18 protein-coding genes are annotated in these 16,441 nt (G+C 59.4%); 1 reads left to right on the forward strand and 17 read right to left on the reverse strand.

What is annotated here, in order from left to right; translation table 11 throughout:
• The 14 genes from EV681_RS11625 to EV681_RS11690 all read right to left on the reverse strand — a co-directional run bounded on the left by EV681_RS11625 (window position 1) and on the right by EV681_RS11690 (window position 12,633).
• Window positions 1-1,194: a beta-ketoacyl-ACP synthase gene (locus EV681_RS11625; protein WP_130304111.1), complete on the reverse strand. Its 1,194-nt coding sequence runs from the start codon at window positions 1,192-1,194 to the stop codon at window positions 1-3.
• Window positions 1,191-1,784: a DUF3261 domain-containing protein gene (locus EV681_RS11630; protein WP_130304112.1), complete on the reverse strand. Its 594-nt coding sequence runs from the start codon at window positions 1,782-1,784 to the stop codon at window positions 1,191-1,193. The genes EV681_RS11625 and EV681_RS11630 overlap by 4 nt, the downstream gene beginning before the upstream one ends.
• Entirely contained in the window at window positions 1,762-3,018 is a 1,257-nt protein-coding gene (locus EV681_RS11635; RefSeq protein ID WP_130304113.1) for an NAD(P)/FAD-dependent oxidoreductase, read from the reverse strand. The genes EV681_RS11630 and EV681_RS11635 overlap by 23 nt, the downstream gene beginning before the upstream one ends.
• 14 nt (window positions 3,019-3,032) lie before the next feature.
• Window positions 3,033-5,372, reverse strand: coding sequence for an MMPL family transporter (locus tag EV681_RS11640; protein WP_130304114.1), 2,340 nt, complete (start codon window positions 5,370-5,372; stop codon window positions 3,033-3,035).
• Window positions 5,362-5,988, reverse strand: coding sequence for an outer membrane lipoprotein carrier protein LolA (locus EV681_RS11645; protein ID WP_128393306.1), 627 nt, complete (start codon window positions 5,986-5,988; stop codon window positions 5,362-5,364). Before EV681_RS11645 ends, EV681_RS11640 begins: the two co-directional genes overlap by 11 nt.
• A 22-nt stretch (window positions 5,989-6,010) precedes the next feature.
• Window positions 6,011-6,445, reverse strand: a complete 435-nt coding sequence (locus EV681_RS11650; RefSeq protein WP_130304115.1) for an acyl-CoA thioesterase — start codon at window positions 6,443-6,445, stop codon at window positions 6,011-6,013.
• Window positions 6,438-7,364, reverse strand: coding sequence for an LpxL/LpxP family acyltransferase (locus tag EV681_RS11655; RefSeq protein WP_128393304.1), 927 nt, complete (start codon window positions 7,362-7,364; stop codon window positions 6,438-6,440). The genes EV681_RS11650 and EV681_RS11655 overlap by 8 nt, the downstream gene beginning before the upstream one ends.
• On the reverse strand, window positions 7,361-8,104 hold the full coding sequence (locus EV681_RS11660; protein ID WP_128393303.1) for a glycosyltransferase family 2 protein: 744 nt from the start codon (window positions 8,102-8,104) through the stop codon (window positions 7,361-7,363). Before EV681_RS11660 ends, EV681_RS11655 begins: the two co-directional genes overlap by 4 nt.
• A gap of 76 nt (window positions 8,105-8,180) precedes the next feature.
• Window positions 8,181-10,001: an ApeI family dehydratase gene (locus tag EV681_RS11665; RefSeq protein ID WP_165393040.1), complete on the reverse strand. Its 1,821-nt coding sequence runs from the start codon at window positions 9,999-10,001 to the stop codon at window positions 8,181-8,183.
• Window positions 9,998-10,570, reverse strand: a complete 573-nt coding sequence (locus EV681_RS11670) for a COG4648 family protein (protein ID WP_207227060.1) — start codon at window positions 10,568-10,570, stop codon at window positions 9,998-10,000. The genes EV681_RS11665 and EV681_RS11670 overlap by 4 nt, the downstream gene beginning before the upstream one ends.
• A gap of 13 nt (window positions 10,571-10,583) precedes the next feature.
• The gene (locus tag EV681_RS11675) at window positions 10,584-10,835 is read right to left on the reverse strand and encodes an acyl carrier protein (protein ID WP_128393301.1); all 252 of its coding nucleotides are present in this window, start codon (window positions 10,833-10,835) and stop codon (window positions 10,584-10,586) included.
• A 9-nt stretch (window positions 10,836-10,844) separates the two neighbouring features.
• Entirely contained in the window at window positions 10,845-11,117 is a 273-nt protein-coding gene (locus EV681_RS11680; protein ID WP_128393300.1) for a phosphopantetheine-binding protein, read from the reverse strand.
• The gene (locus EV681_RS11685) at window positions 11,114-11,944 is read right to left on the reverse strand and encodes a lysophospholipid acyltransferase family protein (RefSeq protein ID WP_207227061.1); all 831 of its coding nucleotides are present in this window, start codon (window positions 11,942-11,944) and stop codon (window positions 11,114-11,116) included. Before EV681_RS11685 ends, EV681_RS11680 begins: the two co-directional genes overlap by 4 nt.
• Entirely contained in the window at window positions 11,887-12,633 is a 747-nt protein-coding gene (locus tag EV681_RS11690) for a beta-ketoacyl synthase chain length factor (protein WP_130304118.1), read from the reverse strand. The genes EV681_RS11685 and EV681_RS11690 overlap by 58 nt, the downstream gene beginning before the upstream one ends.
• 403 nt (window positions 12,634-13,036) lie before the next feature.
• Between EV681_RS11690 and EV681_RS11695 the strand changes: the two genes are divergently transcribed.
• Entirely contained in the window at window positions 13,037-13,474 is a 438-nt protein-coding gene (locus tag EV681_RS11695) for an excinuclease ABC subunit A (protein ID WP_130304119.1), read from the forward strand.
• Between the two features lie 97 nt (window positions 13,475-13,571).
• Here the strand turns inward: EV681_RS11695 and EV681_RS11700 are convergent, their stop codons facing one another.
• From EV681_RS11700 to EV681_RS11710, 3 genes are all read right to left on the reverse strand, one after another.
• Entirely contained in the window at window positions 13,572-14,351 is a 780-nt protein-coding gene (locus tag EV681_RS11700; RefSeq protein ID WP_128393298.1) for an SDR family NAD(P)-dependent oxidoreductase, read from the reverse strand.
• Window positions 14,338-15,279 carry a 3,5-dioxohexanoate:acetyl-CoA acetone transferase gene (gene kce, locus EV681_RS11705; protein ID WP_128393297.1) on the reverse strand — a complete coding sequence of 314 codons (942 nt, stop codon included), beginning with the start codon at window positions 15,277-15,279 and terminating at the stop codon, window positions 14,338-14,340. The genes EV681_RS11700 and kce overlap by 14 nt, the downstream gene beginning before the upstream one ends.
• 91 nt (window positions 15,280-15,370) lie before the next feature.
• Window positions 15,371-16,348 carry a 3-hydroxyacyl-CoA dehydrogenase gene (locus EV681_RS11710; RefSeq protein WP_130304120.1) on the reverse strand — a complete coding sequence of 326 codons (978 nt, stop codon included), beginning with the start codon at window positions 16,346-16,348 and terminating at the stop codon, window positions 15,371-15,373.
• Between the last annotated feature and the right edge of the window lie 93 nt (window positions 16,349-16,441).

Raw genomic sequence — 16,441 nt, forward strand, 5'->3', positions numbered from 1 at the left:
TCAGGCCTCTCCCAGTATCAGAACGGCGTTGTTGCCGCCAAAAGCAAAGGATAGACTCATGCCGATGCGTGGCTGCTTTTGCCATCTGGACCGGCTGTCCGTAAGCGCAATCGCAGGCAGCGCCGGATCTGCCTGCCCATCCCAATGCTGCGCCGGTAGCTGCCCGGCCCGATTGTACTCGGGGTGGATGACACCCCACAGCAGCGCCGCTTCCAGCGCGCCGGCCGCGCCCAGGGTATGACCGGTGAGCGGTTTGGTGCTGGTGCAGGAAACGTCCTGTGCAAAGCAGGTCGCCATGGCCAGGCTTTCCATGCTGTCGTTCAGCTCGGTAGCCGTACCGTGCAGATTGACCCAGCCGATATCTTGAGCTTCGCACCCTGCCTGTGCCAGCGCCTGGCGGATGGCAAGAATGGCGCCCGTGGCCTTGGGGTCGGGCGAGGACATATGCCAGGCATCGGCGCTGTTACCATAGCCCAGCAGGGGCAAGCCATCGTCCGCTTGCCTGGTCATCACAAAAAGGGCGGCCGCCTCGCCAATATTGATGCCCTCGCGGTTGATCGAAAACGGATTGGCAATACCCGCGGACAGCGCCTGCAGAGAGTCAAAGCCATTGATCGTGAGGTGGGCCAGAGAATCCACGCCGCCGCAGACCACGGCATCGCACAGTCCGCTAGTTAGCAGGCGATGCGCCGTGATAATGGCGCGGGCGCCGGACGTGCAGGCGGTGGAAATGCTATAGACCGGGCCGCTCAGGCCGAAATGATGGGCCAGGAAATCGGCCGGCGCCGACAGCAGCTGGCGTTCGTGCCGGTATAGATCCTTGTCCCAGTGCCCGTCGCGGGCAAAGGTCTGGAACGCCGGGTAGTTGTCGTCGACGCCCGTGGTGGTGGTGCCGATAATGACGCCGACCCGTTGCCCGCCATACTGAGCGCGGGCGCGTTCGATGGGCTCCTGCAATTGGCTGGCTGCCTGCCACAGCAGGCGGTTGTTATGTGTATTGAAGTGCGTCGGTGTGCCCGCCGGTAGCGGCGGGGGCGCGACAGCCGGACGACCGGTATAAATCGTCTTGCCTGGCACCCATTGGGTTTCCGGCATCAGCGGCGAGACGGTGGTGTCAAACAATGCCTGCATGGTGTCTGCAAAGGTCAGCCCCAATGCGCTGACCGTGGCGGGCGGGCTCAGGTAACTTCTCATGGTCTTGCAGGCAGTGGGGTCAGATTCCATTGGCTACGGTCGGGCAGCGTAATTGCGGTGGCCGTTGCCGCAGCAGCCGTCTCGGTTTGCTGCGTCCCTGTGGCATTGCGTACTGGCGGCAATTGCAGCGACCACAGCGTTTGCCCCTGGCGACTGAATGTGTAGGCGGCTCCGTTGCTGCCCGGTGTCTTGCTGATGTCAACACCGGGATAGACGGCAGGCCATTGCGCCGGGGGAATCTGTGCGGCAATAATAGCTTCGAACAGCTGGCGAGCACGCGGATTGGGCGGGGCAAAGCCATCGGTCGTCCATTGCCCATCACGTAGCGACAGGCGGGCCAGCGGCGCGCCCAGTGCATTGGTCTGGATCCAGCGGCTGGCGCCCCCGGCTTCGGGCTGCACGATCAGCAGGCTGTCCTCGGTCTGGCCGGGCGCCGTAACCAGGCTCAGCTTGTAGGATTGAACCTGTGCGGGCTCGTTGTATTGGCGCGGCAGGACCGACGTGGCGGCGCAACCGGCCAATAACAGCATCAGCAGCATGCCCAGCCAGGCACCGGTAAGGCTGCGATCAGGTATCCAGTTGTGCTTCACCACATATCTCCGCCAGCGCCTTTAAGCGCCGTTCTGATTTTTCAACATAGGGGTTGCGAGTGTCCCACGCATACCCGGCCAGGATGGCAGCAATCATGCGCCGGATATCCTGGTTGATTTGTCTGGAGTATATAACATCCTGAAAGCTGCAGTCGTACCAGCCGGCAACATAGGTTCTGAAGGTGTCGATGCCCTTGCGCAGGGCGTCGGCAAAGTCCGTTTGCCAGTCTGCTGCCTGGCCTCGCAGGGTTTTGTCCACGAGCGCAGCGGCCAGTTTGGCCGAGTGCATGGCAATGGTGACACCCGAGGAGAAGACGGGGTCGAGAAATTCGGCGGCGTTGCCCAGCAGTGCAAAGCGCTGACCATACAGGCTTGTCACATTGGCCGAATAGCCGCGTAGCGGATTGACCGGTGTATCCCACTGGGCATTGGTCAGCAGTCGGCGCAGGCGTGGTATTTCATTCGTCATGGCCTGCAGGAACGGCAGCGGCTCGCGTCCGTTCATTGCCAGATGGCTGGGCTCGCCTACAACGCCGATGGAGCAGCGGCCGTGGCTGAACGGAATAAGCCACATCCAGATGGCGCGGTCTTGCGGGTGGGTGGCAATGACTATTTTCTCGCGGTCGAACCCGGGATCGCTGATATTGTCCTGGATGTGGGTGAACCAGGCTTCACGCATCGGGAATGTCGACGGTTGTTCCAGATCCAGCAGGCGTGGCAGCACGCGCCCATAGCCGCTGGCGTCAAGCACAAAGCGAGCCTGCAACGTATAGGATTCGTCCTGATCGGAGCAGATCGAGAGTGTGGCGTGCTCTTCTTGGCTTGTCATGTGGGTGACGGTATGGCCGAACCAGACCTGTGTGCCCTTTCTTTGCGCTTCCTGGATAAGAATCTGGTCAAATTTCGCGCGCTCTACCTGAAAGGTGGTGCCCGGTCCTGCGGTGAACTTGTCACGAAAGTCAATGACGCTTTCCCGATCACCCCAGGTAAAGACAGCTCCGTTTTTGACCTGGAATCCGGCATCATTGACGACCTGCAACAGATCAGCTTCCTTCAGGATATCCATGCAATAGGGCAGCAGGCTTTCGCCGATAGAAAAACGCGGGAAATGCTGGCGTTCGAGCACGCACACCTGCCAGCCTCGCTGGCGCAACAGGGCGGCGGCAACTGATCCGGATGGGCCTGCACCGATAATGGCGATGTCGGTACTGGCGGGTAAGCTGGATGTTTTCATAAATAATGACTCATTCAGGGTTCAGATTCGGGTGTCAGAAAGGCGCGCATATACCAGAAAGTATATATGACGTTGCATAGCACCCCCAGCACCACACTCAGGCCGAACGTGGCCACCGCCGGGGTGGAACTGAAGTAGAGCAGGCCGAAAGTAATCATGGTGGTGATCGAGGTCATGAAGATGCCGGCGGTTTTTTCTTCAGCCGGCAGCGTGGGCGTATAGGCGTAGACGGCGTAATCGATGCCGATGGCAGTCACCAGCAGCAGGCCGAAAATGCAAAACAGATTCAGGGGCATACCAATCAGTCCCGACAGGCTCATGACTGTTAACGAGGCCGATAGCGGCACCAGTAAAATGCGCAGCGCAGGTCGGGTGCCAAAGACGCGATACAGGATGAGAAACCCCACGGTATAGGAAAGCAGTTTCAGCACGATCGCTTCCAGACGGGTCTGGGCAAAGAGGGTGTTGATGTGACTGCGCTGGTCCACCAAAGAGACCCCGGGGATGTTTTGCGTGAGCGCCGGCAACACAGAAGGGTCCTGCAGGCCGTTCATGGTGATCATGCTGCTGGGCCGGCCTTGTTCGTCGGGTCCCAGCCATAGGGCGCGCCAGGGTTCGGCCAGGGTGCCGCGCAGCGACTGTTCGATGGTCAGTACCGGCTGGTCCTGGCGTCGCTTGAGTTCGGCTTGCAAGGCGCTGTCTGGCACACCCAGCGCGTGCAGCGGCGCCCATGCCTGGGGCTGCTGCGACAGTGTTGCCAGGGTGGCTTTGAGCGCTTGCTGCTCGCTGGCCGGATTGACCCACTGGCTGACGGCGCGGTAGTTGCGTAACTGGCCCTGGGCGATCAGCGTGTCCAGCCTGGCGGACAGGCGCTGTTCGGTTTGCAGCAGGCTTTCCTGGTCTGCTGCCTGCACAATAAAGTACTGGCTGGTGGGCTCGATGCCGGTCAGGCGGCCCACTTGTATCGCCTGGTTCAGTAGCGATTGCGGTGTGTTTACCCAGTTGCGGATGTCGTCCTGCCAGTTGCTCAGATACAGCCCGCTTGCTGCAACGACCAGTAGCAGTATTGCCAGCAGGGGCGTATGGCGGATGCGCTCGCCGGCGCCACGTATACCACGGCGCAGGCCATTCAGAAGCGGCATCAGCCCTGGGGTCGGGCGCGGTTGCCAGTGGTTGAACAGGGCCGGCAGCAGCAGGCGCGTAAACAAAAAAGTACTGATGACCGCGGCCGACGAGAAGACCGCTGTCTGCTGCAGGATCGGCAGGGGCGTCAGCAGCAGGAACAGGTAACCGGTAACGGTGACCGCCAGGCTGATGATAAAGGGACGGGATACGCGCCTGACGGCTGGCCAGGGCTGCCACCGGGCATCAAGCGTGGCGTGGCTGAGCCAATGCAGCGGAAAATCGACCACCAGCCCGACCAGGCTGGTGCCAATAATGAGCGTGAGAATGTGAATGGAGCCCAGCAGGGCAATGCAGGCGGCAAAGCCGGCCAGCAGACCGGCCGCCACCGGCAGCGCCAGCAGCAGAATGCGGGATGAGCGAAACATCAGCAGCAGAAACAGGATGGTCAGAATACTGCCGGTAATACTCATCCAGGTGCTTTCCTGGCCGCCTTCGGCTTTACCCTGTGCGCTGTAGATTGCGCCGCCGGCCATCAGGACGCGGACATCCTGCTGTGCGGCCTGCTGTTGGGTTTGGTCGATCAGCGCCAGCAACTGTTCATCGCCACCGTTCTGGTCTGTGGCGTCCAGTTGCGCGCGCATGACATACCAGATGCGGTTGTCGGCCTCCAGTTGCATGGTATTGCTTGCAATATCGTAGTGCACGGCAGAGCTGGCCTGCAGCTTGCCTGACAGCCGGGAAGCAAACCCCAGCCAGTCCTGATCGGCGGCAACCAGTGTTTGCTCACCCAGCGGCGACATGATCTGCTGGGCGCGCTGGCCAAACCATGCCTGCGGGTCGCGCGCCAGGGCCTCCCGTGCCTGTGGTGGCAGGCCTGCCTGATCCATGCGTTGCAACTCCTGGCGCAACTGATCCAGATTGGCGGCCACCTGCAGGTCCACGCGCTCGAACAAGGCGCTGGCGGACCATTGCTGCGCCTGCTTTTGCGCGGCAGCCAGGGCCTTGGCCGAGTCGGTGGCGCCGGTCAGCACAATAATCTGCCGGTTCAGCGTTTGCCGGATGGTGTCCTGCGCCCTGGTTTGTACTTCGCTTTGCGCGCCATCGGGCGGCAGCAGCGTTAGCAGGTCGGTGTGCACCGGCTGGCGAAATGCGAGCTGCCAAGCCGCGTACAGCAGCAACCCGAGCAGCCCCAGGATATAAAGCGCTGCCCAGCCTCGTTCAGCGTTCAAGCGCATCTTGGGCAGCGGGCGGCAGGGGTTGATTGATGCGCAGATTAGAGAACAGGATCTCGGTCCTGTCGCCCTGTGTCTCGGCCAGGGTGACCTGATCGACCGAGCGTGAGCCTCTGATCGTAATGCGCTGGAAAATTTGTTTCAGCACCGCCGATGCCGGGTCCAGCGTCAGTGTCCAGCCCTTGGCGTCGCCTTGCAGGTTTTGCGTAAATTGTCCAGACAGGCTGCGCGTATTGCCCGACAGCAGATCCATGAAGAGCCGGATCTGGGTCTGGCTGCCCGCTCCCTGTTGTTGCACCGGTTGCCAGCGCCCCGCACCATCCTGGTGCATCATGCCCTGCGGTGTGATGCGAATCAGGCTGGCTATCGGACTGCGCATCTCCCAAAGCAGCCCCTTGTCCGCTGCCATGACGAATTGGCCCTGGCTCAGTAGCGGCTGTTCAAGCGAGCGCAGATAACGTTTTTGTTGTACGTCGCCCTGCACCGTCTGGTGGGCCGACAGCTGTTTTTGCAGGTCCTGGAGCGAAAAGGCCTGTACGGCAGTGCATAGCAGGGTCAGAGCCAGCACGACAGTCATGCGCAATAGGGACAATAGGGACTTGATAGTAGGCATAAAGCAATACTCTCACAAAAATTCAGACTTCAGACTGCATCGCCCGGCGGATGATGTCCTGCCAGTCTTGCGGGGTATCAAATTGCATTTCGCGATTCTCCAGCAATACAGCTACCTGGGTGGTTTCGGCCTGGGTCAGACGCTCGCCAGAGACCGCGTCGGTGATGACATACGCAATGCGCAAGCGTGACTCCCACTCGCGAATGTGGGCCTGAACCAGCACCTGCTGGCCAAAGACGGCGGGGCGTACATACTTCAGTTGCATGGTCACGATCGGCCAGACATAGCCGGCGGCACGCATGGCGTCGTAGTTGTAGCCGAGCTTGTCGAGCAGGGCGCAGCGGGCAATTTCCAGATATTTCACATAATGCCCATGCCAGACGATATGCATCGCATCAACGTCGAAAAACGGGATGGTCATTGGCATGCAAATGCTCAGGCCCGGATGCTTAGTCATTGTGCTTCCAGAAGTCATAGAAATTGAACCACTGCAGCGGCGCCTTCACACAGACCTGTTCCAGACGCTGTGCGTAACGCTGCACCCATGATCTGATCACTTCATCGCGATCCTGGCGCGTCCATTGAATACGATCGCTCATGCGCTCGATGTGCAAGGAGTAGCGGCCCTGCTGGCGCGTGCAGAACAGCGTGTTGACGCTTGCCTTGAGCAGGCCGGCCATCAGCCAGGGCCCCTGCGGAAATGCAACGGTATCGCCCAGGAACGAGACCGGGACCACCTTTTCACCACGCACCGGCTCGCGGTCCGCCGCAATGGCGATCCATTCCCCGTTATCCACGCGCTGTTGCAGCATCATCATGGTGTCGATGTCCAGCTCGGTCACCTGCAGCAGTCGGATGTCGTTGTCGGCTCCCAGATCGGCCATGACCTCGTTGTACATCTGGGCATGCTTGCTGTGAATCAGGATATTGAGCACCAGGCCCTTGTGATGGGATACCAGTGCACGGCTGATTTCGGTGTTGCCCAGGTGCGAGCAGATCAGTATCTGCCCCCGGCCTTGGGCATAGAGCATTTCCTTATGGATGCCTTCAGGGTCTTCAATGACGATGTGTTCGTAGCGCAGGCGTTGCTGCCAGACGGCAAAGCGATCGACCAGCGCCTGGCCGAAAGCGACAAACTGCCGGTAAACCGGCGCAAAGGCGGGCAGCAGATCGGATCTGCCGGACCATGATCGCAAATGTTGCTGGTAGTCACGGATATTGCGGCGTTCGGTCGGAGACGTCACGAAGAAGTACAGCACGACGATATGCGACAGTATCCCCAACAGCCACGTGGGGCAGTACCGGATCAGCCGGACCCCCAGCCTGAGCGCAAAGCGATTGCCCCGTTCCTGTTTGGTCGCCCAGTGTTCGCTCATGATCCGCCTTTGGCGAAGGCCCGTCGCAACAGCGAAGGCAGAAACGGCAGCATATGCAGGCAGCTGCGTGTATGCATGCGCGTGATGAGCAGATTGTCGCGCACCATGCGGTAGTGCGAGATGCCATCGGCCGCATAGGAGACGCGGGTCGGGATCCAGCGCAACGGCGTTTGGCGCCAGTACAGGTGCATCAGGAGTTCCGGATCAAAATCCATCCAGTTGCCCAGATAAGGGGTGTCGCTGATAAACCGGACCGCAGCCAGCGGATACAGCCGGAAGCCGCAAAGGGCGTCGGGGATGGAACGCGACAGCGTCTGCAAATGCACCCAGAACAGCGTCACCTTGCGGCCGTGCAGGCGTGCAGGGGGAATATCATCGCCATACACCGGCTGCCCGCAGATGGCGGCATCGGGATGCTGTTCGGATAGTGCCAGAAAGGTAGGGACGTCGTCCAGATGATGCTGGCCGTCGGCGTCCACCTGTAGCGCATGGGTATAGCCCATTGCGTCGGCCAGCTTAAAGCCAGTCTTGACGGCGCTGCCCTTGCCGCAGTTGACCGGCTGGTGATGGACATGCACGTGTGGCAAGGCCTTGAGTGTGTCCAGCACTTGTCGCGAGGACGCATCGGAACCGTCATCAACGATGAGCACGGGCAGTCCGTGGCGGTGCAACTGCCCGACCACCGATTCGATGGTGGCGGGGTGGTTGTAGAAGGGAATCAGGGCAATGGTGCGATTCATAAGTATTTACCGTAGCACGTCTGTACTGGCTGTTTTTCGTGTTGTCATGGCAGCGGTTCCAAAGATAAGTACGGGATCAGGCTGAATCGGTAAATGCAATGCGTCCCGACGCGGTCAGGGTCGCGCCGGTGCGCACGGTGAAATACAGTTTACGCTTGTCATTGTCCCATTTTAACGTCATTGTGCAGGGATCGGCGGGGCGTAAAAAATGCTGAAACTTCAGATTTTCAATTCGATGCGTGTCGCCGCGGCACAGCTTGCGCGCGCGGGCCTGCTCCAATGCCCAGCCCAGCTGCACCACGCCGGGAACCAGGGGAAACGAGGGGAAATGCCCCTGGAAATAGACCAGGTCCATGGGAATCCGGGTGTCCAGGCAGTATTCCGTGTCTGGTGCCGTCGGTAACGGGTTTTCTGATGGCGTTGCAGATGTGTCGGCTGCGCAGTGCTCCCATCGGGGGCTGCGTACCTGCTGTGTGAAGCAGTCATGGACCTGGCTTCGGGTAATTTTCGATTGCGCATTGCGCGGCAATGCCAGCGGGAACCGCCAGTGGCGTGGCACGGCCAGGGGGTCTACCTCCTCGCGCACCCGGGCAGAGACAGCCTGGATCACGCGACGGCGCCCATGTTGCCGAAAGGCCGCGATACCCTCGGCCGAGAGTTCGACCATCGCGCACAATCGGCCTGCCAGTGGGCTGGGCGCGCAATGGATGTCGCTGACATAAGGATGCGACAGGGCAGCCTGTTCTACACGATTCAGGGAGATGCGTTTGTCTTCCAGCTTCAGAATGCGGTCGGCGCGGCCCAGCAGTGTGAAGCTGTTTTCGTCGTCGCGACTGATAATATCGGCCGTTTGTTCGGTGCCGTCTGTCCAGGCAGAGCAAACCGCAAGCCGGTTTTCGCTGTCGGTTTGCAGCCTGACGCCGGGCAATGGTGTCCAGCACGATTGCCTGTGTCGCGTGGCGATGACGCCGGTTTCAGTGCTACCGTAAATTTCGTGCAGGGGCCATTGGCGTTGCAGCAAACCCTTGCGGGTTTCCTCTGCCAGCACGCCCCCGGCAGAGACCACCCGGGACAGGCGCGGCAGCAGCGCGGCCCATGGCAGGCTGTCAGGCAGTCGCTGCAGCAGGGCGGGACTGGTGATCCAGATGCATTGTTCGTACATCTGCGTCTGCTCGGCCAGGGTTTCGGGGTAGCGCGATGGCATTCGGTCCAATACCAGGCCTGCATGCAATGGCACCATGACACGGAACGTCAGGCCGTACATATGCTGGTGGCTGACGCTGGCGATTAGCGTGGCCGGCAGCGTATGCAGCGACCAGGTGCGAATAAGGGTGAGCGCCTCGGCGTGTAATTGACCAAAGCGCTTGCGGATCACGCGGGGGGTGCCGCTGGAACCCGAGGTGCGCAAAAGGGCGCAGGCATCGGCAGGCAGAGGTAAAAATAGTCCCTCTGAGCGCTCCTGGAATACACTTGGCATCCCATCGGCAGCGACTGGCGTCCACTGGTCCGATTGCCCGGCAGCCGGCGCCTTGCGGTCTGCCCGCTCGATGGCCTGGGCCATGGCGTCCAGCCGCAAGACAGGCATGGCCGGATCGGGCAGTGCCTGGTCGCTGATCCACAAGGTCGCATCAGCCTGTACCCAGGCGCGGGTATCGCCCAGCAGATCCGGCGCCAGCAGCACCTGAACGCCGGCGGCCCAGCAGCCTAGCAGGGCGCAACTGAACAGGGCGGTATCGTCGAACCACAGGGCGGCATGCGTGCAGCCGCGGGTTTGCAATTGTTGCTGCAGGTGATTGACAATGGCCTCGAACTGGGCACGACGCATGGCCGGGCGCGTCGCAACCAGCGAGTCGGCATGGGGAAAAGGCAATAGGATGCCACCGGTAACTTCGCTCATGCTGAATGCTTCCGTTTGTAATGCTGACGGTAAAGCCATTCCCCGGTAAATAGCAACCCCATCAATACATAGGAAATAAAGCCGGTATAAAGCGACCAAGCGTGAAAGTAACCGGCCTGCCACAGCAGGTAAGTCGTACTGCCGTTCAGGATGAAAAAGCCGATCCAGATTTTTGTCACCCTTCGGGTGTATGCAATGGCCGATGGGGGCAGATCGGGTTGCTGGCTGCGTGCGATGCGTTCAACGACACTCATGGAGGTAAATAGGCTGCCGGCAAAGACCGCCAGCAGCACCAGATTGATGACGACCGGATAAAAATAAAGGAAACCCGACTTGTCGGTCAACTGGAACACCATGACGCAGACCAGCAATGCCAGGGCGACGATCTGCTGCCAGCGCTGACCGCTCAGCAGGCTTTTGACGCCCCATAGCAGCAATAGCCCGGCAGTAATCCACAGGGCACCAATTCGTTCCTTGCCGTAATAGACCAGAAATGGATAGGCGGCCAGAGTCAATACCACCAGCAGATTAAACAGGCGCAGTGCACTGCGCGGCAATCGAAACGACACCAGCCTGCTTCCCTTATGCGGGAGCAAGTTTGCGGTTTACGGCATCAACGACATCCTGCACCGTGCGGACACTGCGAAAGTCTTCTGCCAGCAGCTTGTGGCCGGTGACGCGTTTGATATGGTCTATCAGATCGATGGCGTCGATGCTGTCGATGTTCAGATCCGTGTACAGATCGGCATCAGGCCGGATACGCTCGGGTTCAATTTCAAACAGCTCAACCAGTGCAGTCTTGAGCGTCTGATAAATTTGGTCTGATGGATTCATGGTAGCCCCTCAGGTATGTGGATTGTTTTTCAGATCGTTGACAAACGCAGCAAGTGTATTAATATCGGTGAAATGTTCCCGCAAATTCTGTGTCTTGGTATTGAACTGGATGCCAAAGTGCTTTTGCAGCGCCAGACCCAATTCCAGCGCATCGACCGAATCAAGGCCGAGCCCCTCGCCAAACAGCGGGGCGCCGTCTTCAATATCTTCCGGCGCTATGTCTTCGAGTCCAAGACTGGAGATAATTAATTCTTTGATTTCCAGATTGAGCGCTGTGGTCATTTCTGTAGTTCTCGTTCAAAATAAGTCTGTAGATAGGCATTCAGTTGCCGGGTTGCCGCAGGCATATGTTTTCCCGACTTCCAGTGAGCCGGATCAATGTCATCGCCGATGATGAATTCATAATTAACTTTTTCATGCGGGATGTGATACCACGGCTGATTCCGTTTAAAGCAACGGGGATGCATCCGGATTATAACAGGGGTGATCACCGTCGCGCCGCGCAGGGCGATGGCGCAGGCGCCACGGTGAAAGCAAATGACATTATCGTCGCCCGTACGCGTGCCCTCGGGAAATATTAGGATGGACTGCCCGCCCTGCAAGGCAGCGACGGCATGATCAATGACCTGGGCAGAACCATCGTTGGGGATATAGCCGCAAGCGCGGATGGCGCTGTTCAGGAAGGGGTTGTCCAGCAAGCCGGGCTTGACGATACAGTTGGACTGTCGGGCATGTGCAAGCATGAAAACCACGTCGAGCAGCGACGGATGATTGGCGATGATGACCTGCCCGGGGCGGCCCAGCCGGTCGTGATCGGGAAAGCGGTAATTGAGCCCGCCTATGAGCCGGACGTATTGCAGGAACTGACGCCACAAAAATTGAATAATGCTGCGCGCCCGCTTTTGGTTCGCCGCTCGGGATTGATTCAGCAGCCCGCTGGTAAAGGGCAGCAGGACGATCTTGAGGGCGATACCAAACAGACCAAAGACAACGTAGCCGCTGGCAATGGCCAGCCAGCGCCATTTGTGCCAAAAGTATGCGCTGATCCGGTTCATGCCTGGCGGGTCCATGTCCAGCAGGCAGGCGGCCGTGCGGTGAGCGTTGCCCACTGGCTCTGGCCGCTGAGCAGCTGTGCGCATACCCCCGCGCTACCGTCTTTGTTCAGCGGTGCGTCGGTGTTGGTGTCGTAGCACAGGCGCCAGTCTGACCCCTTCTGTACCAGCAGGGCACAGGCCAGCGCAAACGGCCCCCGTTCAATATCGACTTCGTATTGGGCGTCCAGCGGATCGTTGGCGTAAAGCACCAGCACCTGGTCGGCGCCATCCTGCAGCATCAGCCAGGCGTCCAGCATGGCGTTTTCCAGGCCGTTGCTGTTGGCTGAAATCGCCGACTGTTCAGCGTAATTGCCGTGATGAATGGCCAGTTGGCCAGCAATCGCGTTATGCACCGACAGGCCAAAAGAGGTTGGGGACACGCCGTTGCCTTTGGCCAATTCAATCAGAAGCTGAAAACTGCGGTTGATTTCGCCGTTGCGCGACGAAAACACCATGGGGCATTGCGGATGCTGCTCCAGAATGGGCCAGGCTGCTGCAAAGACCAGCCGGGACAGCGCGCTTAAGCGTCGTCGCTGCATAGCCGGAAGAAAACTGAGCGCCGGCGGATCTTGCGGGTTCTGTGTCCGGCTATGCTCTTTTTCCTGCGCACTGCCCGCCTGCAGCCACCGTGTCCACTGCGATGCAGTGGCTAAGCCGGGAGCAAGCGCGTTCTTTTCGGAAATGGTCAATTCAAAGGCGAGCATGTGTAGTTATTGACTCTCAATGTGTCGGCTAAACGAAATTTATTATAATATGTTTCTTATTGTGACAATAATAAACATATCGCGGCTTGAAAACGAAAACCTGCTGTATGGCTTCCTGTCGGACAACGTTGGCTTAACGGTGGCTCAACAGTGACTCAACAGTGACTCAATAGTGACTCAATAGTGACTCAATAGTGACATTCGGCACCTGACCTTTCGGTCATACGCAGCGGCCCCGATCTGCCGGGGTTTCAGAAATATAGTACACATTCAGGTGCTTGCGGCGCTGTACTGCCTACACATGTCGCAGTTGAATTCAGATCGTTTCAGGTCGGCGGATGATTGTTACATCCTGCCTGACGGCAGTGTAGTGGTTTCTAATATTTTGCTCAGGAGAAATTCAATGCCAGGTAAAATTTCAATCGCATGTCTGACCGCCCTGCTGGCAGTGGCAAGTAGTATGCAGGCGCATGCCCGCGATACGCGCTATGATCTGCCGATTGCGCAGGCGCTGGCCACCCCGGAAGCCGCGAACATTGTGGACCCGTCCATCAAAATGACATTTGGGCGCAAAGCGCCGGGACAGGTGATCCAGGCCGATGCCGTTACCAATAAGAAAACCAGCCGGGTCGGCAAGGGCAGTGATGAAAAGGCCTGCGCTTGGGCATTTCTGTCTGCCTATAAGCAACTGCAGCAGCGGGCCAGGGAGCTGGGCGGAACGGGGGTGAGCAATATCGTCAGTTATTACAAAAAGAACGTGAATGCGAGCACGGTCAATTATGAGTGCCATGCAGGGGCATTTGTGACGGGTGTGGCCCTCAGGGGGGATATCATTCGCTGATGCGTTGATCGACGGACCATTCGGGCCGTCGTCGCAGGCGTGCTGTCTTCTTTGGATAAGACAACACGCCTGAATCACTCGATCATCGCCGCCGCGCCTACAACGCGATGGTAAAGCCGCCGTCCACGGCCAGCGTCTGGCCTGTGACAAATGAAGCTTCTCGCGAAGCCAGGTAGCACACTGCGTTGGCAATGTCGTCCGGGCTGCCCCATTTTTGCTGGGGCACGCGGTCAAACAGCCACTGGTTAAACTGCTCGTCGTTTTGCAACGCTTCATTGAACTCCGTGGCAATATAACCGGGCGCCACCGCATTCACGGTGATGTGATGCGGACTCAGTTCCACGGCCCACTGCCGGGCCAGTGCATGCAGGCCGGCCTTGGCGACGGTGTAGGCGGAAATGTCCTTGCGCCCCTGCAGGCCGGTGACTGAGCCGGTCACAATCACCCGCCCGTATTGTTGCTGCACCATATGGGTGGCCAGATGGCGACCCAGCGCCCATTGCGCGGTGAGATTGAGCCAGAGCACTTCTTCGAACTTTTCCTGAGGGAAAGTCAGCAGGCTTTCACGATGCTGCATGGCCGCGTTGGCCATGAAAATCTGGATGGGGCCGTGTTCCTGGATCAGGCGGTCAACGGTGGCAATCGACTGATGGATGTCTGCCGCATCAAAAGGCGCTTCAATAATCTGCAGCCCTGCCTGGCGCAGGGTGTGCGCGGCCTGCGACACTGTCTGCGCCGATCGGCCATTGATGATGACTCTGGCCCCCTGTTCGGCCAGCGCGCGTGCGCTGGCCAGCCCGATACCCCGGCTGGAGCCGGTTACCAATGCAAGCTGTCCGTCCAAAGAGAACCGTGCAGGGCCCTTAGAAATTGACATTGGCCGCACCTTTCAATTGCAGGATCTCGCGAGCCTCATCAGGGCTGGCAATCTGCAGATTCAGGCCTTCGAGCACCTGGCGTATTTGTGAGACCTGATCAGCATTGGACTCGGCCAGCCGTTTCGGTGCAATCCATAACGAGTCTTCCAGACCGACCCGTACATTGGAACCCATGCTCGCCCCCATGGAAGCCAGCGGGATCTGGTTACGCCCCGCACCCAGGATAGACCATTGGTAATCCTGCCCGAACAGACGGTCCGCCGTGCGGCGCATATGCATCAGGTCTTCCGGATGCGGGCCAATGCCGCCCAGCAGGCCGAAGACGGACTGAATGAATGGCGGAGACTTGACCAGACCGCGATCCATGAAGTGGGCCAGATTATACAAATGGCTGATGTCATAGCATTCGAATTCAAAGCGCGTACCGTTGTCATTGCCCAGTCGCAGGATGGTTTCAATATCCTTGAAGGTATTTTTGAACACCAGGTCGCGGCTTTTTTCCAGATGCTCGCGCTCCCATTCGTGCTCGAACTCTTTGAAGCGATCCAGCATGGTGTACAGGCCAAAGTTCATGGAACCCATATTCAGGGAGGCCAGCTCGGGCTTGAAGGTCGTGGCCGGACGCATGCGTTCTTCCACCGTCATGTGGGGGCTGCCGCCGGTGGTGATATTGATGACCGCGTCGGTTTCTGCCTTGATGCGGGCCAGAAACGGTTTGAAAAATTCCGGATCCTGGGTGGGGCGCCCGTCTTTCGGGTCGCGTGCGTGCAAGTGCAGGATGGCGGCGCCGGCGCGGGCTGCGGCGATCGCGTCATCGGCAATCTGTTCGGCAGTGACCGGCAGGTGCGCAGACATGCTGGGCGTATGGATCGCGCCGGTGACAGCGCAGGTAATAATGACTTTGTGCGGTTTTTTGCTTGTGCTCATAACATGTTATCCAGGTTCATAAAATAAGTGGCGGTAGTGGCAGTGCGCTGCCGGGGCGGCGGGACAGGGCTTGTGGGCGATCGGTACCGGGTCAGTGGGTGTCCTGCATGTCGGTGTCGTTGTGGTTGTCGCTGGCATGCTGCTTGTGGGCGGCCAGCGCCATCAGACGCTGATCGCGCCAGGCACGGCGTGCGGCCAGTTCTGTTTCCGGCAGGTCGGCCCGGCGAGCCGTGGTGACATTGTCGATCAGTTCGCCCGACCAGGGCCGGGTATCGACCTGGGTTTTGGCCAGTTCCTGATACAGTGGCCCGTAGCGTTGGGCATAGTCGCGGATGCCCTGGGGGGCGTTCAGATCGATGGTCTCGAACGGCCCCATGAACGACCAGCGCAGCCCCAGGCCATCACTGACCGTGGTGTCCAGATCCTCCACCGAGACATAACCCTGTTCGACCAGCCGGAAGGCTTCGCGCAACAGCGCGCCCTGCAGCCGGTTCAGGATGAAACCGTCAATTTCCTGCAACACCGTGACCGGCTTTTGTTTCACAGCATCCATGATGGCACGGGCACGCCCGAGCGTTTGCTCGCTGGTCCACGGCGCGCCGCACAGTTCCACCACGGGAATCAGGGAGGGCGGATTGACCGGGTGGGCAACCAGACAGCGGGCGCGACCGGCCAGCTTCTCGGTAAACGCCGAGGCAGGAATACCTGAAGTGGAGCTGGCCAGGATGGCCTCTGGCGGGGCGGCGGCATCCAGCCGGGCGAAAATATCCAGTTTGATGTCCAGCACTTCGGGCAGGTTCTCCTGCACATAGCCGGTATCGGCAACCGCCGCTTCCAGGCTGTCCGCGACCCGAATGCGCGCCATGGCGCCGGGCACATCGTCGACCAGGCCGTATTGGGCCAGCGTCTGCATTTGCTGCTCGATCAGCGTTACCGCCTGCTGGGCAGCCTGGGCATTACCGTCCCATAGGGTTGTTATGCAACCGGCGCGGGCAAAGACAACCGCCCAGGCCTGGCCGATCAGGCCGGTGCCGATAATACTGACTGAAGCAAGGGTAGGGGCATTCACAATGACAGGGTTTCCGCAAGAAGTGGGGGCAAGGCATGGGTCACGTCGGGGACGGACCGTGGCAATACCGGATTGCCCCCGTGATGGTATATA

The sequence above is a fragment of the Advenella incenata genome (genome assembly GCF_004217095.1).
Lineage (GTDB): Bacteria > Pseudomonadota > Gammaproteobacteria > Burkholderiales > Burkholderiaceae_B > Advenella > Advenella incenata.